Source organism: Providencia sp. PROV188, from assembly GCF_027595165.1.
GTDB lineage: Bacteria > Pseudomonadota > Gammaproteobacteria > Enterobacterales > Enterobacteriaceae > Providencia > Providencia lanzhouensis.
On sequence record NZ_CP097291.1, the window covers coordinates 186234 to 212104 of the forward strand.

Sequence of the window (25871 nt, forward strand, 5' to 3'; positions counted from 1 at the left end):
TTTCATGAAAAACTTAACCGGATTTTTATTGCAGATCCGTAATCGCCCTGAGCTGATGGTGCTAGTCATCATGGTGATGGTTATTGCGATGCTGATTATTCCGTTACCTACCGTCTTGGTCGATTTATTGATTGCACTGAACATTATGATTTCGGTGCTGATCTTTATGAGCTCGTTTTATATTACGCGCGTTCTTAACTTCCAATCCTTCCCGTCTATTTTGCTGATTAGCACGCTGTTTAGATTGGCGCTCTCTATTAGTACCAGCCGACTTATTCTGCTTGAAGCAGATGCTGGCGACATTATCGATACCTTCGGTGAGTTCGTTATTCAGGACAACTTAGTGGTAGGAATGGTGGTATTCGCCATCGTGACGATCGTGCAATTTATTGTTATCACTAAAGGTTCAGAACGTATTGCTGAAGTGGCAGCTCGCTTCTCTTTGGATGCGATGCCCGGAAAACAGATGAGCATCGATGCGGATTTACGCGCTGGGGTTATCGATGAAGCGACCGTGAAAATTAAACGTGGCGAACTGGAAAAAGAGAGCCAATTATTCGGTTCTTTTGACGGTGCGATGAAGTTCATCAAAGGGGATGCCATTGCCGGTATCGTGATTATTTTCGTCAACTTAATCGGCGGAATATCCGTGGGTACGGCTCAGCAAGGCATGGATCTCTCCACGGCATTAAATACCTTCACGTTATTAACCATCGGTGATGGGTTGGTCGCACAAATTCCAGCGCTGCTTATCTCTATCAGTGCGGGCTTTATTGTGACCCGCGTGGGTGGCAATGATAAAAACTTGGGTGAAAACATTGTTTCTGAACTTTTTGACAATGATTTCACCATCCTGATCACCGCATTTATCGTGCTATTCATGGGGTTTTTACCCGGATTTCCAACCGCCATTTTCTTATTCCTTGCGGCATTGCTGATGGGGTTATTTGCCACTCGCTATTTTAAAAAGCGTAAAGCACAGCGAAAAGAGCAGCAATTGGGTGAGGAAAATCTGCAAACCGAAGCCACTGAAGGGGAAACTCAGCGCGCGAATGATGATTTCGACGATGAGTATATTCCTGAAACTTTACCCGTCATTATCTCGGTTAATCAGCAATATAAGCAGCATCTAGAAGATAATAATTTTCTATCTCGCATGAAAAAAGATGTGTTTATTCGTTATGGATATCGCATTCCAGATATTGCCATTAACTATTCGCCTATCGTGCCAGAAAACAAAATTGTGGTGCTAATAAACGAAGTAAAAGCGGGTGAATACGATGTCTATTTTCATGGTCAACGCTTACTAACAGCGAATGATGAGCTGGAATACCTTGGTATGGAACTCATCAAATATACCGATGAATATGGTTCAGTCAGCACCTGGTTTGACAACCAATACAGCGAAAACGTCGAGCAACTCGGTCTATTAGTGCGCGATGACGTAACGGAAATGATTGATTGCGTCAGTACGCTGCTTTTACGCCACATCAATGAATTCTTCGGGATCCAAGAAACTAAAAATTTACTGGATGATCTTGAAAGAAAGTACCCCGAATTACTGAAAGAATGCTATCGCCACGCCACCGTACAAAAAGTCACGGAAGTTTTTCAACGTTTATTAATGGAAAAAATTTCGGTGCGCAATATGAAGCTAATTATTGAAACCTTAGTGCAATGGGTGCCCAAAGAGAAAGACAGCATGATGCTGGTAGAGCACATTCGCAGCTCAATGGCGCGTTATATCTCATCCCGTTTCTCGGTGGAAGGGCGTTTGAATGTCTTAATGGTGAATGCCGAACTGGAAGACACCATTCGCCAAGGTATCCGTCAATCATCTGGTGGCGTTTATTTGCATTTAGAACCTGAAAAAAGCAATGAGCTTATTCAGGCTGCTGAATTGGCATTAGAAAACAGTTACTTATCTGTTAGAGATGTCAATGTACTGGTACCTGTGGATATCCGCCGGTTTGTGAAAAAAATCTTAGAAGGTCGTTTCCCTGAACTTGAGGTGCTCTCATTTAATGAGGTTTCCGAAATGGTGAAGGTCAACGTTATTAAAACGATATAAGGAATACGTAAATGAAATACCGTTTTGTCGAAAAATTGAATGAATTTTTAAATGCCATGGGGCGCAGTGATTTAGTGAATCCGCAGCTTGATTGCCATTCCAATATTCAACTCGAAATGAGTGATGTACCTGCGATTAATATTGATTTGTCATCGGATGATTTAATTATTTGGTGCAGCTTAATGGAATGTAATTACAGCCGGCTCGATGCATCCCACGCTTCATTATTAAAAAGCATTTTAGAATATGTACCACGTAATTTTTATCCAGGGCAACCTGCACTCAATATTATGGAAAATAACTTGGTGCTGTCCGCGGTATTAAAGGAGACTTCATTGGATGACATGCAATTATTTGCTGATTCTTTTGAAGAATTCTTTGAACGCGTTAACGAATTGCGTCTGCAATTATCGTAATTGATGATGAAACTTTTTGACGTTTGCGCACATCCTGTGCGCATTCATGGATGCCTGATTGAAGCTCCATTGAATGGCGTATTTATTGGCGAGATCTGCTTTATTGAGCAGTCATTGGCACAGCCAAAAGTTATCGCCAAAGCGCAAGTAATAGGCTTCAAAGAAGGGCTAACTGTTTTGAGCCTCATTGGCCGTGCTCAGGGCTTCACTCGTGAAGTGGTTATTCGCCCAAGTGGCTACCCATTTGTATTCCAAATGGGGGAGCATCTTGCTGGGAATATTTTTAATGCTGCTGGGGAATTAGAAGGCGCATTAAGTCAGAAAAATAGCGAAATCACCCAGTTAAAAACCAAGCTGCAACGCATTGATAATCCTCCAGTGAGTGTGAATAAACGCCGTCCGGTGAATGAACCGATGGTCACAGGAATTCGCGCTATCGATGGATTGCTCACGTGCGGGTTAGGTCAGCGTATCGGTATTTTTGCAGCCGCGGGTAGCGGTAAAACCTCCTTAATGAACATGCTGATTAATCACGCTCACGGGGATATTCATATCGTGGCACTGATTGGTGAGCGTGGGCGAGAAGTGATTGAGTTTATTGAAGAACTCAAGCAGTCCCCCCATGCGGATAAAACCATTTTAGTGTATGCCACCTCCGACAGCCCGCCGATTGAGCGTTGTAATGCCGCCTTATTGGCGACAGCGATGGCGGAATATTTCCGCGATTTAGGAAAACAGGTTTTATTGTATGTCGATTCGATGACCCGTTATGCAAGGGCGTTGCGCGATGTGGCTCTTGCGGCAGGAGAGCTTCCTGCACGTCGTGGTTATCCTGCCTCTGTTTTCGAGCAACTTCCGTTATTACTCGAACGTCCAGGGCGCGTAAAACAGGGTTCTATTACTGCGTTTTACACCGTGTTATTAGAAAGCGAGGAAGAAGCCGACCCTATCGGAGATGAAATTCGCTCTATTTTGGATGGACACATTTATCTCAGTCATAAACTTGCGGGGCGAGGACATTACCCTGCGATTGATATTTTGCACAGTATTAGCCGTGTTTTTCAGAAGGTAACAACGCCGGAACATCGCCAATTTGCTGTCGATATTCGTGAAAATTTATCTCGCTTAGAGCAGATCAAGCTGTACCTCGAATTAGGGGAATACCAGCGAGGTGAAAGCCAAGAAAATGACCGTGCTTTAGATAAACAGCAGGATATCAATCATTTCTTACAACAAAACATGGATGAGTCAGAGGGCTTTGAGGAAATGTTAGCCCAATTACACCATTTGGCATCCTGATGATTAATCAATTATTAGCGTTGACTGAAAAGCGTCTCGAAAGAGTGCAGTTAGAGCAAAGCAAGCTGAAAATCGCCATTTTGCAGTTGCAGCAACAGCGCCAAGATATCCACCAACGGATCGCCATATTAACTCTACAAGTTGGGGTGTATGAAAAATCTGAAGAATTAACCCAAATGGATTTTTGGGAACGTCAACGGCAAAAAGCCGTGGTTTTATCAGAAATCGCCCAATGTGAATTTCAGATAGAAAACATCAACGCTGAATTATCTAAGTACCATTTATTGAAGCAGCAAATGACTGAACGGACGTTCATTTTGCGTAATAAGTGCGAGAAATTCCGAAAATATCTCAAGCAACAACGTAGGGCGCGGTGGTTAAAATTAGAGCGTCAGCAACAAAATGAAATCGAGGAGCTGTTTGTTCATGTCGACAATAAAATCACTGCCCAGTGACAATACATTTAATTCCGTAATGGAAGCTAAAAGTTCATCACTTGGTTTTAATCATCAAAAATATAACCAGCAAAAACCGGGTTTCCAAAAGCAGGGTAGTCAGCAGCATTCAGTCAAAAAAGCGGCTCAGGATATTGTTCAAAAAAAACTGACTCAAGTGACCGGTAATAATAAAAAGCCTAAAAAACCAGTAGAGGAGTTGGCAGTACCCGTTCTGTTGAACTTACCGACTCAAATCCAGCATATGCACTCTGGCGTGAAAGTGGCATTTCTCTCTGCAGAATATGGCTCAGATAAAAACAACAGCGAAGCGAACCATTCACTAAGTGCACAACCTGATGACTTATTAGGGCAAGCGGTGAGTGAAGATGATATTCCTCAGATTACGTTTAACGCCAATGTTGAGGTGGTATCGATTGGTCAATTAACTAACGCGAAGACCGTTAAAACAAAAACTATAGAACAAAAAGCGGCTCGCTTTTTGTCAGATAACCCGACAAGTGTCAAGCAGACCCAATGGATGAGCATCCCATTAGCGCAGCAGACTGAAGTTGTGGATATCGCGGTATTGAAATCACCTTTGCGTGATGGTCAATCAAGTTTAGTGAGTGAAACTCACTCTGTGACTGAGCCTGTTATGCAAGCTCAGCATGATTTTGAGGGGCAGAATGCCTCTGCGAGTCACGAAAGCCGACCTGTGCCAAATGAGCGTCCTGTACCAAATGAGCGCCCGGCACCGCAACATTTTCCTGATATGAAAAGCTTCAATATTGAAAAATCAGAAGTGATTCAACCGGATGAAATGGATATTACCAAAAACATTTTAACGCAAGTGCGTGCAGAGATGGGAGATAAGCCACTGGCGGTGACGCCTCAAATTTCTACTTTTCAAACCTCGGCTTCTCAAACTTCAACACACACACAGCAAGCCTCTTCAATGGTAAGCAAAGTCGCTGAATTGATGGCAGCTTCCGAAGTTGAAAGTTTCAAAACGGTGCCTTCTCGCACACTGAGTTACACCTTTAGCCAATGGCAAAATGCACCAACGGTCTCTTTTGCTTTAGCGAGTACCAACAAAGATCAGGTGGTGGCATCAACGCAAAGCGATGAGGTTCAGCAGGCTTTGCAAGACAACCAGCATTTATGGACAGGTGAACAAAAAATGGTAATCCGGCGTGAAGAGCAGGAAGGTCAACAGCGTCAACGGCAGCAACAGCATCAGCAAGATGAGGAGTCCTAATGCTAAACATTCATCGAATTAGCCACCGAGAAAAGCAGGTGAGAGAGTGGCAGCAGCGTTTTCAATGGGACTTAGACATGCATATTCCCAAAGTTGGAGAGCGCTATTTTCAAGTCACTCTACACAGTAAAAAGCAGAAAACTCAAGTGCTGGTGAATGCTGAAGAGTGGTGCCGTCACCGCTGGCCTAAGTTGGCTCATTACGCATGGAATCTTTTAGATACCAAAAGCTTATGCAAAGTTTTTACTTATGAAAATACCGGAAAGGCGTTTTTCTCCGAGCAATTCCGTTGTCATGGCGTCGAGATTATTGATGATGAACAGCTCCTACAACCAAGGTTCACGGTGAAAGAAAAGAAACTTGGCATTGTGCTGTTAGCTGAGCCTATTGAAGGGCTAATCGAGCGTAAGGCGCAAAACGGGATAGCCGAGCAGCTTAAGCTGCAAGCCGACTGGATTTTAGGTTATAGCCATATCAGTCGCAAAATTTTGCAGTCTATCGCGCTTGGCGATGTGCTGCGTATTCAGCAATTACAATTAGATATGACCGTTGCAGGGCGTGTATTGGCCCATTTTCAAAAACAACAAGAAGGCATTTTTATGATTGAGCAGTTAATGACAGCAGATGACGAACAGATAGATTCTGCGGTGGAAGAGGAGTTTGTTGATGAAACTGTTCGTCCTTTTAATTTGCACGACCTCACGGTCAAACTGACCTTTGTATTGGGTCATTCAGACATCAGTGTAGAGGAATTGGATTCACTCCAGCCGGGAGCAATCTACTCAATTGGTGAAAATAAAGAACGTGAAGTGAAGGTGTATGCCAACAAGCAACTGATCGCAGAAGGCGAGCTGACCTATATTGGTGATAGTGACGAATTAGGCTTAGAAATTAAGCGATTGGTAAGCTTAGGCGATAAAAGGTTATAAGCATGCCAACGGTTCCGAATGAAATACCTTTATTAGTCCTTATCGCCTTTTCCACACTGCTACCTTTTATTATTGCAGCGGGAACTTGCTATCTAAAAATCTCGATTGTGCTGATTATGGTGCGCAATGCGATGGGCGTACAACAAGTCCCTTCGACGATGGCACTTAATGGTATCGCCTTATTACTGTCTATTTTTGTGATGATGCCTGTGCTGCAAGATGTGAACAATTACATGCGCCACGAAAGCGTGGATTTTAGCAATGTGGAATCCATCGACAACTTCGTTGATAACGGACTAGGGCGTTATAAAGATTACTTAGTGAAATATTCCGATCCTCAATTAGTGAATTTCTTCGAGTCTATTCAGCAGGGTAAAACGGAAGCCGAGGTACAAGAAGAGCAAGCGGCGCCAACGCTATTTTCATTACTGCCAGCCTACGCATTGAGTGAAATTAAATCCGCGTTTGAAATTGGTTTTTATATCTATTTACCGTTTGTGGTTATCGACTTGGTGATCTCAAGCATTCTGTTGGCACTCGGTATGATGATGATGAGTCCCGTGACTATCTCAGTGCCAGTGAAATTGATTTTGTTTGTGGCAATTGATGGATGGTCACTGATTTCGAAAGGGCTGGTGATGCAGTATTTCGAACTCGCACAGCATTGACGTAAGGGAATAGAAAATGGATTCAATCATTTATGTCAGTAATAAAGCGATGTTGTTGATCGTCATATTGTCAGCGATTCCTGTGATTGTGGCGACGGTCGTGGGGTTGTTAGTCGGGCTTTTACAAACCGTGACCCAACTTCAGGAACAGACATTACCTTTTGGTATCAAGCTATTAGCCGTATTTGGTTCCTTGTTTATGATTTCAGGTTGGCTGGCGGATAAAGTGATGAATTACGCTATTGAAGTCATGACCACCGCTCTGCCTGCGATAGGGTTATTTGGATGAACCAGGAGATGCTCTCATTAGCGTCGTCCTTGTATTTTAATTTCCAACAAGGGCTAGTGAAGATTGCGTTTGCATGGTTGCGCATTGCCCCTGTGATGTTCTTCCTGCCTTTTTTGAGTAATAAATTACTCAATGGTGGGATCATTAAAAACTGTGTCGTTGCGTATTTGGCGTTAGGAATGTGGCCTTATCTTACCGCTCGCGAAATAAATTGGGATGAAATCAGCCTCAGTGAGGTTTTCATTTACGAAATCAGTATTGGCATTGTATTGGCGCTAATTTTAGGGCTGCCATTTATGATTGCCAATGTTATCGGCGAGTTGATAGATACCCAGCGGGGAGAAACCATTAGTAGTATTGTAGACCCTGCGAGTGGTACAGAAGCCTCTGAATTAGCAGTATTTATCAGTTATATCGTGTGTATGGTGTTTTTGGCGCAAGGGGGCATGTACCAACTCGCCAACGTATTTGCGCAAAGCTACCAATTATTGCCCTTTGCTCATGGGTTTACGTCATTCAATAGTTTACCGTTAGGGGAATGGATAAATAAGGCAGTAGTGAACGGAGTGATATTAACGGCACCGATTATTGTGACACTCTTTATTTCGGAAGTAGCGCTCGGGTTATATTCCCGTTTTTGTCCGCAATTAAACGCATTTTCATTGTCTTTGGCAATTAAGTCGATTATTGCTTTTATTGTATTTTTACTTTATTTCCAAAATGAAGTTCCAGATATTTTGGTCAATATGATTTCGATATCGCCATTAAAAACTATTTTTTATTCACCTTAATGATTATTGATACGGAATTATGAGGCTGTGCTATGGCTGAAAAAACAGAAAAGCCTACCGACAAAAAAATAAAAGACTCTGCCAAAAAAGGACAAAGTTATAAAAGTAAGGACACCATAGCAGCAATTGTTTTAGTCACTGGTGCATTTGTTATTGGCGGAATGTCCAGTTTATATGAACTGGGTGGGTTAATGAAAAAATTATTATTAAACCCACATGATATTCATATCGATAATTTACTTTGGCAATTCTCAAAAATATTTTTGAGCATAGTGGTACCTATTTTGATTGCCTGTTTTTTTTCAGGCACCATTATTTCATTATTGCAGAGTCGGTTTAGATTAGCGACCGAGGCAATCAAACTCGATTTTACAAAATTAAACCCAATTGCCGGATTTAAAAAAATATTCTCTTTAAATTCGCTTAAAGAGCTGATTAAAGCCATTTTGTACTTATTGGTCTTTAGTGTTTCCGCTGCCACTTTTTTTGTGGTGTGGCGGCACGAAATTTTCATGTTATATCGAACCACGATAAATGGCATGACTACACAGTGGGTAACTCTTTGTATTATCTTTGTATTTGTCTTTCTTGCAGTGGCGCTCATTATTGTTTTGGTGGATGCAATTGCAGAGTTTTTCTTATTTATTAAAAACCTAAAAATGGAAAAACAGGAAGTCAAAAAAGAGTACAAAGATAATGAAGGTGATCCCCACATTAAAAGCGCACGTAAAGAGCTACACCAAGAAATATTATCAGAGGAAGTGAAGTCAAATATTAAAAACTCGACATTCGTTATGGCAAACCCGACACACATTGCCATGTTAATTTACTATGACTCGAATGTCGCACCACTGCCTTTCTTAATGTTAAAAACTCGCGGGGTACAAGCGAAAGCCGTTATTAAATATGCAGAGCAACAGAATGTACCTGTAGTACGAGATATTATTTTGGCTCGTCAAATATGGCGAAATTATAAAAAGAACAGCTTTATTGATGAAAATGGATTACAGGATGTTATGCAAATAATTACTTGGCTGATCCGCGTGGAATTAGAGAAATTAGGAATAGATGTTGATGAAGCATTGGAAAAGTTAATTTCATCATAAATTTATGACGCTATGAATTAATTATTCATACATTGAATCGTTTTTTATAAGAAATGAGAAATTTGATTAATTATGATGCAACAGAGCAGTTTGCATCATATATCACGTATTAATAACGAGGTGACTATATGAACCACACAGAAACAAGCAGTACCCAAACTAACAGCACTCAAATCGAAATGGAAGCATTACTCGACGGAATTACCACGGCACTCATGGATGGGGCAACGTATAAAGATATTCATGGTATTCCACAAACCACGATGGATGGCATTTATGCCTACGCTTATGAATTTTATCAGCAAGGCAAGTTAGAAGAAGCAGAAACCTTTTTCCGCTTTTTAAGTATTTACGATTTTTATAACACTGACTATGTCATGGGGTTAGCGGCTGTTTATCAATTAACAAAACGTTATGAGAAAGCAACGGAATTATACGCACTCGCCTTTGTTTTGGCGAAAAATGATTACCGACCATTATTCCATGCAGGGCAGTGCAATTTGATGCTGAAGAAGAGCAGTGCGGCAATCCACTGTTTTGAAAGCGTAATTGAAAACAGTCTTGATGCAGATTTACAGAAAAAATCAGAAGCTTATTTGAGTGCTTTGAAGGCAAACATCGAAAAGGCAGAGTCATCAGAGTCATCGAACTCTAATACCTAGAGAAGGAAACACCATGAGTCAAGTCACCATGCCAGGCGTAAGTCACGCTTCAGGTAATGAACGAATTAATAATATTCACACCTTCTTGCAAGGGAATAATCCTTTGGAGCTAGGTGAGGCGACTGCAAAAGCGGTATTAGCCTTAGAAGAGGCATGTGGTGAACTGATGTCTTCAGAGCAAATGAAACGTCAGCGTTCAGAGCATCTTCCAAAGCTAGTAAAGCCTAAAATGTCGGCAATGAAAATGTCACCAGAAGCTCAGCAAGCTAAAGGATTCAATGCCAATGCGGTACTGATTGAAACATTCTCAACCATCCGCCAGTTATTGCATGAAGGTAATATTAGTGAGTTAAATAACCGATTGCAGTTATTAAATATTGAGTCGGCTGCATTACGCCAAAAAGGTGCGGAGTTATTGGACTCATTTGCTGGTTCCACTGACCAGCTGAAAGACACCCATGACAAAATTGCTGAAAAAAAGGCTCAGTTAAAGCCGCTGAATCTTAAATCTAATGACCTTGTTAACCAGCGCTCGAAAAATGAGTCTTTATTCACAAGTAATGAGCAAAAGCTGGCCGAGCTAAGCACCAAGTTAGCCGAAAACCAAACAGCATTAGCCCAATTAGATTCACTCCCGAAACCTTATACCGAAGAAGTGTATCAGCGAGAGGTGATGTTGGAAGCGAACATTGCGCAATTTTCGAGTGAAATTGAGCAAGTTACCCAACAGCAAAAAACGTTAGATTCAAACATTACAGCCTTCGATAGCGAGCTCAGCGTACTCAAAAATGAGATTGACCAGCTAAATTCATCATTAGATTCATTGCTGCGCGATTCCACAAAGCTAGCGGAAATTGCGGATAAAGATCGTCAAAAATTAAATCAATTTATAGAGACTGCACCACTGCAAACGAATGTTGATGGTGAAAAATGGGAAAACACCATTGCGCTGTTAACCATGCTCACCGCGCAGCTCAAAAAAGCGATGAATGAAGATTCAATCCGCAACATGAAAGAGCAAGAAGAGGTGATGATGAAAATCAATGAAGCCTCTCGTAAAGACTCTGATAAAAAAGCCAAAGAAGCTGCCGAAGCTGAACGTAAAGCGGCAGACGCTAATAAAGCGGCATCTTGCGCCAGTAAGATTTTCAGTTATGTGATGCTCGCAGTTTCTGTGATTGCTACGGTTGCTACATTTGGTGCAGCCGCGCCTTTAACGTTGGCGGTTGCTGCGATTGGTATTGCGATGTCTGTTGCGGATATTGTCTTGGAAGAAACGGGACAAGGGAGCTTGATGCAAATGTTGGCGACGGAAATTTCCAGTGTCGTCACGGATATGCTGATCACTTTTGGCGTGCCAGAAGAGGAAGCCAAAAAGATTGGCAGCATCGTGGGAATGGTTCTGGCCGCAGTAGCATTCTTGGCAATCTCACTACTTTCTATGTCTTCATTCGTTAAAAACATCGCAAATACCGTAACCAACGTCACCAAAATGTTGGCGAAGAACGTGGGAACTTTACTGAAAAGTGCCGTGAAAGCGATGCCGAAAAGTTTTACCAATGCACTGGGCAATATGGCAACGAAAGGCGCCAAAATGGGACAGGCCGTTGCAGATAATACGGATGAAATGGTGAAACTGACAAAATTCACCAAGCTAGCCGATAAATTCGATGATGTTCAAAGCTTTGCTAAGGCGACGGATCAATCTTCGGACTATGTTTCCCTTGGTGGGCAAATGGTGAAAGTGAGTGATACAACAAAACTTGCGAAAGCCGCTGATAAGCTTGATGACGTAAAAGATATTGGTAAAACAGTAGAAAAAGTCTCTTCTTCAGGAAAAACGCAAAGCGTCAATATGGCGCGTTTGGAAGTGGGTATGAAAGGAACCGGCGCAGGTCTTTCTGTTGCTAATGCGGCAACTTCAGGCGGGTTACGTCTAGAAGCAGCTGCTCAGATGCGTGATATGAAAGAGATGCTCGCAGGCATGATGCTCAATAATGAAAGTATCCAAATGCTGACGGAGCTCATTAATTCATTAATCAAATCTATGTCTAAAAGCCATGAGCAATTTGAGGAAATGTTCAGCGGCATGATGACCACTCTTCACCAATCAAATAACAATAAAGTCGATATGCTAAAAACGGCTCGCTTCGCTTAAATTTTGGAGAATTTTTATATGACAACTATCGCTCAATCATTAAATTTACCTGCACAGATCCAACAAAATGGCATTGGATTTTCACTGATGCCTAAAACTCAACTTTCAACAGTAAATAATGCACGCCAAGATATTCAGCTAAATGATATTTCGAGTGATTTTGCGGATAGCGCCATTGATAGACCTGCACTATCTGTACCTGCATCAATGATGACAGCAACACAAATGCAAGTGGCATTATCTGAGCTAAGCGGAGTAGAGAAAAATGCGTTATTGAATGATTTATATGGCTTTATTCGCGTCACACCAGAGCAAACGCAACAAGCAGTAGAAAAAGTCTTCGCCGCAGAAAGTAAAACACTTAATCAGGTATTGGCTAATAACCAGCAGCTGGATGAAACTGATTACAAACAAATTGCCCTTGCCATTCAAGTGATGATTGGCAGCAGTTTCTTCGATGGGTCATCGAAAAATTCGGACGTGATTGAGTTGGATAAGAAATCCACCAAGTCACTAGAAGGTGCAAAAGCTCAGCAATTTGTTGGCATCATTAGTAGCGACATCATGTTGGAACTGATTAAGCTAGTTCGTAAAGTGGTTGCAGAGCTGAATATTTCGGACCGTAGAATTAGTGCCGAATTTTTAATGCTTAACGCGAAAATGGTTGAAGCGGCAGCAGAGTCAACCATCAAAGAAGGTAAAGAGATGTTCACGGGTGCATTGACGGGGTTCTTTACTGCCTTGGCAATTAGTACAGCAGGCGCAGCTTTCCAAGCAAAATCTCTCCATCAACAGAATCAATCAATTAAAAATAACTTGGTTAAGGCGAACCAAAATGGCTCAGCAGCAGACCGCTTGAATGAGCTGAATGCAAATTCTCTGTCTTCGTCTTCAAAAAACAGTTCACTGACACTGAAAAATAAAGAGGGTGTGAGTGTGGAACTCGTTGATCAAGCAACGCCAGCACAGCAGGCACTGGCTAACCAGCGTGGTGCAGAGGCTGCACAACGTACTAATAAATTGGGGCTGTCTGAGCGCGATGAACATGAGCGTATTATGAACAAAACCCGTACAAAGATGGGGATTGCTGAGCAAGGTGGGCGCTTATCTGACAACGCAGGTCAAATGGCAACATCAGCGAATCAGGTTAATGTCAAAGCGGAAGAAGCGAATAAAATGACGCAGCAATCTGTTGCGGATGTGGCACGGAGCGTCTCTGCGGATAAAGATAAGCAAATTGATAAAAGCATGGACTTGGTTAAACAGATGAATGAGCACCTGCGCGAGATCCGTGAAGGTCAATTGCGTACCTTCCAAAGCGTGGTAAGGGGTTAAGCACGATGGAAATCATCACACAGAGACATTTAAACCCGCAATCACCAGTCAATGGATCAGCGACCAAGCATCTAGATGCTCAGGACTCTTCCCTTGTTATAGGGGAAGGGTTAGTACTAGACCCCTCTTTAGATGTCTACCAACAAGGTCTTCAATTTGCCGCACAATTGGGCTCAGAAGTGATTGAAACGCAATTTCGTGAGAGTGCTGTTTCGGGCAACCTTGATAAAGTCAAAGATCAATATCGCTCAATGATGATGGCGATGAAACATTCATCTGATCAGTTTCAACGTGCCTCTCAATTAGTTGAGGATGGTCGTAGCCATATTTCTGCAACTTTTAATTTAATTGAAGAAATTCACGGAGACTACCAGAAAAAATACGGTGAAATCGTTAAAGCATCGACGGAGTATATGCAGGATGTTAATACGGCTGTGGGCCTAATGAGTTCTTGTGTCCAGGCAGGGAAAGACGGCAAAATTAATTTTAAACCTCTCGATTTTTTACACAAATTAGAAGGTTCGGTTTCAAAATATACGGACGATAAACCCACTACTCCTAAAGATCTGGCTATGCGAGTATCTGAACCAAGTACATATTATAAATCCTGGTCTAGTAAAGACTCTCAAACAAAGCCATTTGTTACGTTTGACTACACGGAGGCAGAATTTAAATTCTGGGAAAAAAAACTCAGTGGTCAAGGATTTATTGTTAGGAAACAGGGTGAAAAAATTGAAATCTGCCCTGATTTAAAGCCTATACGTGAAATATTTAAGTCTGTTGTTGAATCATCAGCTGAGTGGGGGGGAAGTGACATCATGGCTCAGGAATTGCAGAGCCTACAAACAGCCATTGATGCCCAAAAAAATTCGGTTAATAGCAGTACTTCCCGTTTATTAGAGACTTTTCGTCAAGATAATAGTCATTTTGAAACACTAGTTCAGTTATTAATTCAATTAATTAAAGACTTAAATCAAAATAATAATAGTCTGATCAATATGTAATTTAAGTCATTTATCCTATTTAATTTTAATCATAAGTAATTATGAGGAGTTTTTATGCCTATTATTGGAAGCGCTAATTCTGAAATAAGACGTTCGTCAGATATATCATTAAATACTACATCGCTAGCGGGTAATAATCCTATCAGCTCACAAATTTCGGCTGTTAATTCGGTAGGGGATCAAAATAGTTTCCCTGGGCGTTCTATAACAAATGACCAAGTTGCGATTACCGGAGATCGTAATGAATTACACCGAGCTAATCATAATAAACAAGCTACGATTATTCATCAGATGTTAAGTGAGGCATTTCCAACAATTTCAAAGGAAATGATCTTATCGGCACTCTGTGCAGGTGCGAGTGGTAATCTGATTCAACAAGAGATTAATTATCGCCCAGAGAATAATTTAATTCTATTAACGTTATTAAAACCGGAAGAATTAAAAGCTGAAAGAGGTCTTATAGAGAGCGCCGCAAACCTAATTAAAAAACTGCATGTGATGGGTGAAAAAAACTCGCAGGCAAAACATGTACTGGGGAATGAAGAAAAAACATTCGATAAAAAAATCGAATCGGTAATCTCTGGATTGGGTCAAGATAAACTGCAAATATTAGCCCAGCGTTTTCAGCAACAGTATGTTGACCCTGCAATCAAAGAAACCCTCCTGACTTATTTCAATCAAGAGGAAATTGATAGTCGCCCGATCAACGATTTCTTAGTGAGTTCTCTGAATCATGGTTGTGAGCAACGAGCAGCGGGTGCGATTAATGAGTATCAGCAACATAAAAGCCAAGCATTTGTGGATAAAGCCTGCCAAATTCATAATCTATTTTTGGCGTTGGAGGAAAAAATTGAAACCATTCGCCCTTTAAAAGTGATTATGGATTTAGGTCAGTCTTCAGCTCAGACACAATCTCCAACCGAAGAATTACCTTTAAGGGCAAATCGCATGGGGGATGATGAAATTGACGCTGGAAGACCGCATTTCAGAGCCTCTCCATCAACGCCTTTAACACCGTCAACACCGTTATTGCCAAGCAGCACTAGCCATAATGAAAATATGTATAATACTTATACTACGTATAATACGACAAATAATAACTATGCCTTTCCTCATGAAACGACGAGCATCAATTCTGTTCCATCCAATGATGAAGGAAATGAAAAACCATTATTACCGACGTCATTTAAATCTGTTTTGAATATAGAATTAGCTTCACCTGTCGTTCAAACATTGGGAAGTGTGAAAACCACACTTGAAATCCCAAACATTAAGCAATACCAACCACAAGTTGCTGAAAAGTCATTTTTAGAAAGTAAGCTATTAGTAAGTGAGAAAACGGTTAAGAAAGAAACTAAGCCAGTAATTGAGCAAGAAACTCAGCCAGGCATTGAGTTAGAAACCACCGAGCAAGTTAAAGAACCTCTAAAATATGTTGCGGATATTCAATGGCTATTGTCGAAAAATTCAGGTTTCCAGAATCGCTATATTCAAACGAAATCAGGCTGGAAATTGAGTAATGGATCAGAAAATGCGGCAAAACCCGTTGTCACGACAGTAGGAGGGTTAAACCGCAGCCAAGCAGATAAAGAGATTTATCAAGGGTTGCGTACAGCACCACAAACGGTACCTGCTGAGCAAATGTTTGCAGATTCTATCGCAAAAGCTGGTGGGCTTTTCACAGGTACGGAGCATGGCGCTTTAAGACCAAACCAAGCGGAAGTCGAGCGGTATAACGATAACGCCAAATGTTTTCCATAAGGTAATGACATGACCACACAACAAGATATTGCGCAGCAATGGCTAGAACGCCATCTTCAGCAAATTCGTGAGTATTCAGGTATCAACAAAACCTATTCCATGGATGCAGAGCTGATTGCCGATGTGCATATCGATTCTTTAGAGCTGTTGGAATTGATTACAGCGATAGAGGAATATACTGAACAGCCATTAAAGGATGAGGTGTGGATGAAGTGGCGACGATTACAAGATATTGTGGATTACCTCGTTAGCGCCACCATAGACAGTTAAGTTGTCTTGCCAGTTTTCATCAATAACAACTCGGTTTCGTGCTTTTGGGCAGGAAACCGAGTTTTTTATGGCTCGGATGTGGCGATTTCCAACGCTTTCTTGATGGCATCAGGAATGACGCCACCATGAGTTTTGCCCGAAAATAAGGTGAAATCACAAACCCGTTGAGGGCTGTTTATGGCTTCACACACTTCACGCGGAGAAATCCAGCTTTTGCGCGTTTGATAATTCTGCTTCTGCTCATCGGTTAAACGGCTTAAATCTGGCGTCTCTTCTAACTCACCGAGAGTGATATCTAGCGGTGATGCCTTCGATGGGCGCGTTAACTTATCTAAATTCACCATTTTCCCTTCTCCCCACCACAATGATGGGCTTGCCGCGACAAAATGCTGGAAATCCGCAGGGTGGTCTTGGTATGCCATCAGGGTAAATAACCCCCCAAATGAGTGCCCAAATAAGGTTTCACGCTGGGTATCTATCGGGAACTGCTGCTCAGCCCATGGGCGAATGGTGAAGGTGAGAAACTGGTACAGAGATTCCGCACCGCCCCCGTGTTGGAATGCATCGCCAGCAACTTTCGGCGTGTAGTCGTATGTGCGTTCTTTCTTGGGAAAAGCCTCAGGGCTGGGATAGCCGATACCAATAATAATCGGTAATCTTTCGGGAGAAAATTGTTGAGCAGCCTGATTGACCGCGAGTGGGTACAGACCGTTCCCATCTAGCATGAACAGCACGGGACGTTTTCCTGAAATATGCCGTGGAACGGCGCTGTAGATACGCAGCTCGCGCTGACCATTGCGCATGTCATGATGCTGCACCGTGTATACGTCCGCCACGCGCGCATCGAATTCAGGAATATTCGGGTTGGGACGCGCCCACGTATTACTTGTGATACAGATGCTTGCGATACACATCAATAGGCTCGCTATAAACCGTTTTTTTATCATTGGGATTGTCATCGAACTAAAAAGAATCAGCGGGTAATCAGCGATAAGCATCATACCCGCAATCAGGGATTAGAATGTCACGTTGACATTCGCCCAGTAACGGCGACCATCTTCAACATCCCAGTTACCGTATTTTTTTTCAATGCTAGACGCTTTCTCATTACCAATATTCAATACTGCAAGGTTTAATTTGGTGTTCTTGAATAGTTGATAGGTTGCTCCTACGTCCATGGTGGTATAGGCGCTACGGTAACGAGGATATTTTGACCCATTACGTTGGGCTGCCCACACTTGCTCGCCTTCATAATGCGCTCGGGTGTATAAGCTGAGATCTGGGCTATATTGCCAATCTAACTTCGCATTCGCTAAGTGCTTCGGCGTTTTATCCAGTGGATAGCCTTTGAGGGAAGTTCCGTTCCCTAATTTTTCGTCATTACTTTTACGTTCTGAATCGGTATAGGTGTAGTTTAAGCTGAGTTTCCAGTCTTGAGCGATAGGGATACCCGTTGCCACTTCTACCCCTTTAATGTTGGCTTCACCGACGTTGTCATAAGTATAAAGCGTGAGATTAGAATGAGCAGGATCGGACTTATTAAGTGAATAGCTAGTAAGCTTGTTTTTAAAGTCGGTATTGAAAAGTGTTAGGCTAGCGTTGAACCCTGATTCATGGTCATAAGCTATCCCAATTTCTTCACTAAGGCTTTTCTCTGGTTTGAGGTCAGGGTTGCCATAGATAATACCATTTCCTCCTTCAGTCGATGTACCATAGCCTTTACTAACTTCACGCAATGTTGGTGCGCGGAATGCTTGTGATACCCCGCCTTTAATAGTGATTTCATCGGTTAGATGGTAAATCGCATAGCCCCGAGGGTTCCAGTGGTTACCATAAGTTTCATGGTGATCCAGTCGTAGCCCACCAGTTAGAATCAAATTCTCTGTTGCTGTGAATTCATCTTCAATAAAGAGCGCAGATTGATCAACGCTCATCTGTGTTTTCACCATCGTATCTTTTGCTACAAGAGAACTATCCTTTAATTTTGAGTGCTGGAATTGTCCACCAACAGTAAGGATATTATCAGGTAGAAACGCAACTACCTTTCCATCAACGACAGTGTTTGTAATTTCTGGAGTCCGAGCTTCGTAATGATATTCATTAAGCTTTGTTGTTGGGTTCTTGATTTCTGTTTTAGTTTTTCTTTTTGTACTTTCTTGATACACACTTAATTCAGTATGGAATAAGTCCCACTCACCTTTATAAGTCAGTGCGGCATGGTTTCGGTTATTATAAATTTCAGTTTTTTTATTGAATTGTTTAGATGACCCACGCATTTCATATTCAGCGAGAGATTTACCTGGGTTTTCTTCTCTCTTTTGTGTTGTTCTACCTGCTTCAAGTAAGAAAGTTTGATTTTCCATCGGCGTAAAAGTTAATTTAGCGGTTAAGCTTTTATTATCTTTTTTATGATGGCCATCTGTAATTTCATCTTCTTTACGGTAATCCCCGCCGCCATACAGTTGTAAACCAAGTTTATCTTTGATCAGCGGACCAGACAGGTAGAAGTTACCGTCCATGGAATCGCCGCTTTCGCTATTTTCTTGAATAATTGCGCCCGTAGTGACACTACCATGCCATTCATTGGTCACTTTTTTGGTGATGATGTTAATGACGCCGCCCATAGCATCAGAGCCATACAGGGAGGACATAGGACCACGGATCACCTCGATACGCTCGATAGCTTCAACAGGCGGCATAAAGCCCGCTTCAAAGCCGCCGCTACCATTTGGGCGAGATTCACGGCTATTTTGACGACGACCATCCACCAAAATCAGGGTGTATTCGCCGGATAACCCGCGAATATTAATATCTTGTTTATTGGCGCTTCCGACGACGCTGACACCTTCAACATCTTTGACTGCATCGGCTAAGTCGCGCACAGGTTTGTTTTGTAGCTGCTCGGCGGTAATAACGGTAACACTGGCAGGAGCATCGCGTAATTGCTGGGAATAACCCGATGCCGTAACGATCATTTTGTCTGAATTTTCTTCTGCTGTGGCGCTAAATGAAGCCAACGCTGCGCAAACACCCGCAGCGATTAAAGAGTAGTGATAGTGCGTTCTCATGTTTTTCCCTAGTAAAACTAAATGATAATGATAATCATAATGTTTGCGAATATTAACACCGATGCAGATAGAAAATAAATAATTAGCGAGCTATTTTTTGGGCAAAGTTTGATCACGGTTAACATTTTTTGCGAGGGAACTAGAGAGAGTAAAAAGCCGTACACATGGTAGAAAATGGACTAAAAAACGAGAGAATGACTTTTCTGGAGTGAAAGAAATAAATACCAATTATTATTTAACGATTCGCAATTATCTTATTTAGAATGTTTTTTATTATCTTTAAATAATTTCATCTTTTTTTGATTGCATTTGATTTTTCTAATTTAAAAACAAGATTGAAGATTGATTTAAAACAGAAAATAAAAATTAAAATGGATATTTAGTTAATATAAAACAGTTGGCTATTGCATTATCACGGTGAGTTCGTAAAGATAGGTTTATTGCTTAAATAAAGTCTATTTCCCTTGAGAGTTATTATGGAACAACCGACAAATTCAATTGAAGAACATCAAAAAACGAAACAAGAAAATAAAAGAACACTGTGGATGATCATCGCCACGGTTATTTTTGTTTTGCTGTTTGTCGCCTATGGCGTGTATTGGTTTTTGGTTCTGCGTTTTCAAGAATATACCGATGATGCCTATGTGTCGGGTTTGCAGATCCCTATCGTTGCGCAAACTACCGGAAATGTCACTCAAGTGAACTTTGAGAATACCGACTTGGTGAAAGCAGGTGATGTGCTGGTGGTATTAGATAAAACCAATGCGCAACTGGCTTATGAACAGGCCAAACATGATTTAGCGTCTACGGTGCGCAAAACTAAAGAGTTGTATATCAATGGAGATCAGTACCAAGCCCAAATCCAACAAAATCGAGTTTCGCTTGCACAAGCGCAAAAAGATTATCAGCGCCGTGCCGCATTAGGTCGCAGTGGGACGATTTCAAAAGAGGACTTACAGCACTCTCAAGAAGCTGTTCAACTGGCGCAAGCGGCGCTGGATATTTCGATTCAACAATATAATGCCAACCGCGCGTTGTTGCGTAATACGGCACTGAAAAACCAGCCAGCGGTGCAACAAGCGGCTGATAGTGTGCGCAGTGCGTGGATCAATCTACAGCGGACAGAAATCAAAAGCCCGATGACGGGGTATGTTTCTCGCCGTAATGTGCAAGTGGGTTCCCAAGTTAGCCCGCAAAGCTCGTTAATGGCGATTGTGCCGGTTCAGCCTGTTTGGGTCGATGCTAACTTTAAAGAGACGCAACTTGAAAATGTGCGTATCGGTCAGCCAGTCACGATTAACAGTGACTTTTATGGTAGCAATGTAAGTTACAAAGGCACCGTAGTGGGGCTGGATATGGGGACGGGAAGTGCGTTCTCATTGCTACCTGCGCAAAATGCCACGGGGAACTGGATCAAAGTGGTGCAGCGCCTACCTGTCCGTGTGGAGTTAGACCCTGAGCAAGTGGCGAAATACCCGCTGCGCATCGGTTTATCCATGAATGTGACCATCGATATTAAAGACCAAAATGGCCCTGTGTTGTCAGAAGTTCAACGCACTACCCCTGCGTTTGAAAGTGATGTTTTGGTGCTGAAGTTAGACGATGTGGATCAGGTGATCGACACCATTATCAGCGATAACGCGGATTAGTCCCATGGCTGATATTCAACCGCTAAAAGGGGCTAAACTCGTCTGGGCGACTATCGCTCTGTCTCTGGCGACATTTATGCAGGTGTTGGACTCCACGATTGCTAACGTGGCTATCCCGACAATTGCGGGAAATCTTGGGGTGTCTGTCTCTCAGGGGACGTGGGTGATCACCTCGTTTGGGGTATCGAACGCCATCTCTATCGCGATTTCCGGTTTTCTAGCCAAACGGTTTGGGGAAATAAGAGTCTTCCTGTGGGCAACGGCACTGTTTACGCTATTTTCATTACTGTGTGGATTTTCTGATAGCCTTGGCATGCTGATTTTATTCCGTGTGCTACAAGGGGCGGTTGCTGGGCCTGTTATTCCGCTCTCGCAAAGTCTCATCATGCGGTGTTATCCGCCTAAAATGCAGAATATGGCATTGGCATTTTGGTCGATGACCATTATTTTAGCCCCTGTTTTTGGACCTATTTTTGGCGGCTATATTAGCGATAACTTCCATTGGAGCTGGATCTTCTTTATGAATATCCCTCTTGGGATCTTCGTGATCATTGTTGGCTCGATCATCCTCAAGGGAATGGAATCGACAGTGGTTAAAGTGCCATTCAATGTGATCGGTTTAGCGTTGTTATCTGTCGGTGTGGGCTGCTTGCAGGTATTGCTGGATAAAGGGAAAGAGCTCGGTTGGTTAGCGTCCAATGAGATTGTGATTCTTGCCGTGATTTCCACGATTGCGCTGGTGTTTATGGTTATTTGGGAACTGACCTCCAAAAACCCAATTGTCGAATTATCACTGTTTAAATCCCGCAATTTTACCATCGGGACGATTTCGGTCAGTTTGGCGTATATGGCGTATTTTGGGGCGATCGTACTTTTGCCGCAGCTGCTGCAAGAAGTGTACGGCTATACCGCAACATGGGCGGGGTTAGCACTCGCGCCAATCGGTCTTTTGCCAGTCTTGTTCTCAGCACCTGTCGCAAAACTCTCTGACTTTTTAGATATTCGCTGGATAGTCACCTTTAGCTTCGTGTTTTATGCCATTTGCTTCTTCTGGCGCGCCTATACTTTTGAGCCATCCATGGGGTTCGATGCCGTTGTCTGGCCGCAGTTGGTGCAGGGGATGGCGGTAGCCTGTTTCTTTATGCCGTTGACCACCTTGACGCTGTCGGGGCTGCCTCCTGAAAAATTAGCCTCAGCTTCCAGCTTGGCGAACTTTTTCCGTACGTTGGCGGGCTCAATTGGGACATCGATCACCACCACACTGTGGAGTGATAGGGAGGCAGTGCATCATAGCCAGCTCACTGAATTTATTACGGATTACAACCCAGAATCCCTCGATATGTACCAAGGGATGGCGGCGCATGGCATGACCACGGAGCAAACCTCCGGCTTTATTGCTCAGCAGATCACTAGCCAAGGGCTGATTATCGCGGCGAATGAGATTTTCTGGTTATGTGGCTGGGTGTTTATCGCGTTGATTGTGACGGTGTGGTTTGCGAAGCCGCCGTTTGGCAGCAAAGCTAATAAATCATAAATACGGCGAGTCATTGATGGAAATAAGGGCGCGTGAGTGATTGGCACGCGCTTTTTTATGGCAGGTTTTTACACAATAGTTTTTACAGAATGGTTTTTTACAGTCTGGACTTTGGAACAACATCGTCAAAGGCCAGTTTCGGGCGGTTAGGCTCTTCCTCCGTCAGCGGCGTCACTTCTTGGAACGTATTGAGGCAGCGGGTCACTAAGGTTTGGTAATCCAGTGTCCCCTTGCTTTTCCATTCAATTTCTTGCTCTGACAGGCTACGCAGTACTTTAGCGGGTGTTCCAACAATCAAACTGTTATCGGGGAATTGTGCATCCGCTTTGATAAATGCACAGGCGCCAACAATAGAATTTTCGCCCACTACCGCGCCATCCATCACCACGCTGTTCATGCCTATCAGTGCATTACGTTTAATATGGCAGCCATGCAAAATAGCCCCATGACCGATATGTCCATCTTCTTCAATGATAGTATCGAATTGCGGAAAACCGTGCATCACGCAGTTATCCTGCACATTCGCCCCATCTTTAATAATCAGTCGCCCAAAGTCCCCACGTAAACTGGCGTTAGGTCCAATATAAACACGTTTTCCAATCACGACATCGCCAATGATCACGGCGGTAGGGTGAACAAAACTTTCAGGGCTGACTACAGGGGTAATACCGTCAATTTGATAAAATGGCATAAAGGTTCCTTTAGCATAATGATTATGCGGCTGCTAGCTCCCGAAGAATACCGCCAAAACGTCGATAATAGGCGCTGGAGGGTTGTGGAAGTTCCCCAACGGTGGTTTCACACAAGCCAGTGACGTACTGGGTGGCACCTTGGTCGATACGCTGGTAAATATTGGTGCACAAATGGCGCGCAATGTGTCCTTCCCACTGTGCTGGAAGCAGCTCATCGGGCAGCAACGGGTCTTTTAATATCACGCGGCGATAAAAATGGATCAGTAATAGGCGTAGCTGGAAGCATAATTCAGGGGAAATCGCCTGTTCTCCATGCTCTTTCAGTAATAATGCGACTGGGCGGAATAAGCTGATAAATTGATGATAATGCTCTGAAATTTCAGGGAGAGACCAGGCATCAAACACTAACTCTTTTAATTTTTTCTCGGAGCGGTTGAAGGGATAATCGGCACGGAAGTAAATGACTTGATCAGCCGCGTTTAACTCCCCCAGTAAGGCGGGAATGTCGCTTTGTGTCCGGCTTGGCGCTGCCATCAAGCCGCTATTAAATTGCCCAAACCCGAGCCAACCAAACTCTTTTTTAAGGCGAATCTTTTCATCTTTATCTGCGCTTTCCAGCAGCAATAAATCCCATGTTCCATCCCATTCAGGTTGTTTGCTGAGGTAAATCTTGCTTTCCGCTCGACGAAAGCGATTTTGCCCACGCTCTGAAATACGGTAATAGCTACGGCGTCCTATTTTCTCGACATCCAGCCAGTTTTCTTTTTGTAGACGAAATACGGAAGTACGCACAAAGCGGTCGGAAAAACCCATAGGCTCAAGCAATTTGGTCAGGCTACCTAGCCAAACCTCGCCCCCACGGTGGTGCAGGGCATCCCCATATAGGGAGCTGATAAGCGATGTTCCGCTGATAGGTTGGCTCTCGATGGCGTAGTGTATAAATTGGCTGAGTTTGGTTTCCATTATGCTTTTATCCCTAAAATTAATGTATCAGGTACTTGGCAAATCTTAGACAAAAACCAGAAGGTTGTCTTGTTTTCATACCAAAGAGTGTGAGCATTGTGAGGAAACCTGCCGAGAGGTGTATTCATTATGAATACACCTCATTCTCGGAGATTAAATGGCAATTCGTGTATCAATCACTCGTTGGGCTTTGCCTTGTGAGCGGGGGATATCCCCACAGTTGACTATGCTTACGCGGGTGCTGATCCCCACCATGGATTTAATACGGTGTTTGAGGTTGTGGCAGATATTACAGCGTTCATCAAAGGTCAGTTGTTCAGGGTGTTTGAGCTCAACACGAACAGAGAGGTTATCCATGTTGCCTTGGCGACCGATTTCCAGCTGGTAGTGTGGAGATAACTCTTTGAATTGCATAATTTGCTCTTCAATTTGAGACGGGAAAACGTTCACGCCACGGATAATCATCATGTCATCGGAGCGCCCCGTGATTTTTCCGATACTGCGCATCTGGCGGTTTCCACCGGATTTTAGGTGAGTAAGGTCGCGGGTTCGATAGCGGATCACTGGCATGGCTTCTTTTGTAAGGGTAGTGAACACTAACTCACCATGCTCCCCATGACCGAGGGTTTTTAGGCTATTTGGGCAGATAATTTCAGGGTAAAAGTGGTCTTCCCAGATAGTTGGACCGCTTTCGTCGGAGTCTGCACACTCCATGGCAACGCCAGGTCCCATCACTTCAGATAAGCCATAAATATCTAAGGCTTTGATCCCCAAGCGAGTTTCAATTTCAGTTCTGAGGGATTCTGTCCACGGTTCTGCTCCAAAGACGCCAATTCTTAGTGAGCACTTACTAGCGTCTCCGCCCATGATTTTCTCAAGTTCGTCGATAATACTAAGGCAGTAAGATGGCGTTACCATGATGATATCGGGCTTAAAATCGACAATCAGCTGCGCTTGTTTCTCGGTTTGACCGCCGGACATGGGAATAACTGCCGCGCCAAGACGCTCAGCACCATAGTGTGCTCCGAGTCCGCCAGTAAATAGCCCGTAACCGTAAGCAACGTGGACTTTATCCCCGCGAGTGGCACCCGCAGAGCGCAGGCTACGAGCGATTAAATCTGCCCAATTATCAATATCTTGTTGGGTATAACCGACAACCGTCGGGCGCCCTGTGGTACCGGAAGAGGCGTGAATACGGATAATTTGATCCATTGGTACGGCAAAAGTATCGAATGGGTAGTTTTCACGTAAATCCTGCTTTGTGGTATAGGGAAATTTTTCGATGTCGCTAAGCTGTTTAAAATCGTCAGGGTGTACGCCTGCGGCATCGAATTTTTTGCGGTACATTGGCACATTTTCGTATGCGTGAGTGAGTGTCCACTTCATTCGTGAGAACTGCAACGCCTCGATCTCATCGCGGGAAGCAAACTCGATCGGGTCGATATTATCGTGTTGTGTCATGCTCATAATTGCCAATCCTTATTATTATTGATACTTGCCTGAACAGGTGT

Annotated in this window: 23 protein-coding genes; 18 read left to right on the forward strand and 5 right to left on the reverse strand. The window is 43.0% G+C overall.

The annotated features are described in order from the left end of the window. Positions 1-4 precede the first annotated feature (4 nt). The 16 genes from M5X66_RS00800 to M5X66_RS00875 all read left to right on the forward strand — a co-directional run bounded on the left by M5X66_RS00800 (position 5) and on the right by M5X66_RS00875 (position 16454). Entirely contained in the window at positions 5-2071 is a 2067-nt protein-coding gene (locus M5X66_RS00800; protein ID WP_036949941.1) for an EscV/YscV/HrcV family type III secretion system export apparatus protein, read from the forward strand. Between the two features lie 11 nt (positions 2072-2082). After that, positions 2083-2487, forward strand: coding sequence for a type III secretion system protein (locus M5X66_RS00805; RefSeq protein WP_036949943.1), 405 nt, complete (start codon positions 2083-2085; stop codon positions 2485-2487). A gap of 6 nt (positions 2488-2493) precedes the next feature. Continuing rightward, the gene (sctN, locus tag M5X66_RS00810; RefSeq protein ID WP_108478767.1) at positions 2494-3786 is read left to right on the forward strand and encodes a type III secretion system ATPase SctN; all 1293 of its coding nucleotides are present in this window, start codon (positions 2494-2496) and stop codon (positions 3784-3786) included. Continuing rightward, a complete protein-coding gene (locus M5X66_RS00815) occupies positions 3786-4241 on the forward strand; it encodes a hypothetical protein (RefSeq protein ID WP_036949946.1) in 456 nt (151 codons plus the stop codon). Before sctN ends, M5X66_RS00815 begins: the two co-directional genes overlap by 1 nt. Further along, entirely contained in the window at positions 4213-5481 is a 1269-nt protein-coding gene (locus M5X66_RS00820; protein ID WP_154599849.1) for a SpaN/EivJ family type III secretion system needle length determinant, read from the forward strand. The genes M5X66_RS00815 and M5X66_RS00820 overlap by 29 nt, the downstream gene beginning before the upstream one ends. Then, on the forward strand, positions 5481-6410 hold the full coding sequence (locus M5X66_RS00825) for a FliM/FliN family flagellar motor switch protein (protein ID WP_036949950.1): 930 nt from the start codon (positions 5481-5483) through the stop codon (positions 6408-6410). Before M5X66_RS00820 ends, M5X66_RS00825 begins: the two co-directional genes overlap by 1 nt. Positions 6411-6412: 2 nt before the next feature. Then, complete coding sequence (locus M5X66_RS00830) at positions 6413-7078, forward strand: EscR/YscR/HrcR family type III secretion system export apparatus protein (protein WP_036949952.1); 666 nt, start codon at positions 6413-6415, stop codon at positions 7076-7078. Between the two features lie 16 nt (positions 7079-7094). Then, entirely contained in the window at positions 7095-7367 is a 273-nt protein-coding gene (gene sctS, locus M5X66_RS00835; RefSeq protein ID WP_036949954.1) for a type III secretion system export apparatus subunit SctS, read from the forward strand. Next, the gene (gene sctT, locus M5X66_RS00840; RefSeq protein ID WP_036949956.1) at positions 7364-8158 is read left to right on the forward strand and encodes a type III secretion system export apparatus subunit SctT; all 795 of its coding nucleotides are present in this window, start codon (positions 7364-7366) and stop codon (positions 8156-8158) included. The genes sctS and sctT overlap by 4 nt, the downstream gene beginning before the upstream one ends. 32 nt (positions 8159-8190) lie before the next feature. Further along, positions 8191-9264, forward strand: coding sequence for an EscU/YscU/HrcU family type III secretion system export apparatus switch protein (locus tag M5X66_RS00845; protein ID WP_154609573.1), 1074 nt, complete (start codon positions 8191-8193; stop codon positions 9262-9264). A gap of 128 nt (positions 9265-9392) precedes the next feature. Next, positions 9393-9926: a type III secretion system translocator chaperone SicA gene (gene sicA, locus M5X66_RS00850; protein ID WP_051422582.1), complete on the forward strand. Its 534-nt coding sequence runs from the start codon at positions 9393-9395 to the stop codon at positions 9924-9926. A gap of 13 nt (positions 9927-9939) precedes the next feature. After that, positions 9940-12084 (forward strand): type III secretion system translocon subunit SctE, encoded by a 2145-nt coding sequence (sctE, locus tag M5X66_RS00855; protein ID WP_154634538.1) that lies wholly within the window; start codon positions 9940-9942, stop codon positions 12082-12084. 18 nt (positions 12085-12102) lie between these two features. Further along, positions 12103-13419: an IpaC/SipC family type III secretion system effector gene (locus M5X66_RS00860; protein ID WP_036949958.1), complete on the forward strand. Its 1317-nt coding sequence runs from the start codon at positions 12103-12105 to the stop codon at positions 13417-13419. 5 nt (positions 13420-13424) lie between these two features. After that, positions 13425-14423 carry a hypothetical protein gene (locus M5X66_RS00865; RefSeq protein ID WP_154599852.1) on the forward strand — a complete coding sequence of 333 codons (999 nt, stop codon included), beginning with the start codon at positions 13425-13427 and terminating at the stop codon, positions 14421-14423. Positions 14424-14477: 54 nt separating this feature from the next. Then, positions 14478-16184, forward strand: coding sequence for a hypothetical protein (locus M5X66_RS00870; protein ID WP_270103804.1), 1707 nt, complete (start codon positions 14478-14480; stop codon positions 16182-16184). Positions 16185-16193: 9 nt separating this feature from the next. Then, entirely contained in the window at positions 16194-16454 is a 261-nt protein-coding gene (locus M5X66_RS00875; protein WP_036949962.1) for an acyl carrier protein, read from the forward strand. Between the two features lie 65 nt (positions 16455-16519). Here M5X66_RS00875 and M5X66_RS00880 read toward each other — a convergent pair whose 3' ends face one another. Both M5X66_RS00880 and M5X66_RS00885 read right to left on the reverse strand, forming a co-directional pair. Next, positions 16520-17368, reverse strand: a complete 849-nt coding sequence (locus tag M5X66_RS00880) for an alpha/beta hydrolase (RefSeq protein WP_270103805.1) — start codon at positions 17366-17368, stop codon at positions 16520-16522. A gap of 102 nt (positions 17369-17470) precedes the next feature. Then, a complete protein-coding gene (locus M5X66_RS00885; RefSeq protein WP_036949964.1) occupies positions 17471-19522 on the reverse strand; it encodes a TonB-dependent receptor domain-containing protein in 2052 nt (683 codons plus the stop codon). 476 nt (positions 19523-19998) lie between these two features. On the opposite strand from M5X66_RS00885, the gene emrA reads away from it, so the two are divergent. Both emrA and M5X66_RS00895 read left to right on the forward strand, forming a co-directional pair. After that, positions 19999-21171: a multidrug efflux MFS transporter periplasmic adaptor subunit EmrA gene (emrA, locus tag M5X66_RS00890; protein WP_036949966.1), complete on the forward strand. Its 1173-nt coding sequence runs from the start codon at positions 19999-20001 to the stop codon at positions 21169-21171. Positions 21172-21175: 4 nt separating this feature from the next. Continuing rightward, positions 21176-22705, forward strand: a complete 1530-nt coding sequence (locus M5X66_RS00895) for a DHA2 family efflux MFS transporter permease subunit (RefSeq protein WP_036949968.1) — start codon at positions 21176-21178, stop codon at positions 22703-22705. A gap of 97 nt (positions 22706-22802) precedes the next feature. On the opposite strand, the gene paaY is transcribed toward M5X66_RS00895, so the two are convergent. The 3 genes from paaY to paaK all read right to left on the reverse strand — a co-directional run bounded on the left by paaY (position 22803) and on the right by paaK (position 25827). Then, positions 22803-23396, reverse strand: coding sequence for a phenylacetic acid degradation protein PaaY (gene paaY / locus M5X66_RS00900; RefSeq protein ID WP_036949970.1), 594 nt, complete (start codon positions 23394-23396; stop codon positions 22803-22805). A 22-nt stretch (positions 23397-23418) separates the two neighbouring features. Further along, entirely contained in the window at positions 23419-24360 is a 942-nt protein-coding gene (paaX, locus tag M5X66_RS00905) for a phenylacetic acid degradation operon negative regulatory protein PaaX (RefSeq protein WP_270103806.1), read from the reverse strand. Between the two features lie 153 nt (positions 24361-24513). Continuing rightward, positions 24514-25827 carry a phenylacetate--CoA ligase PaaK gene (paaK, locus tag M5X66_RS00910; RefSeq protein ID WP_132496859.1) on the reverse strand — a complete coding sequence of 438 codons (1314 nt, stop codon included), beginning with the start codon at positions 25825-25827 and terminating at the stop codon, positions 24514-24516. Positions 25828-25871: the final 44 nt, after the last annotated feature.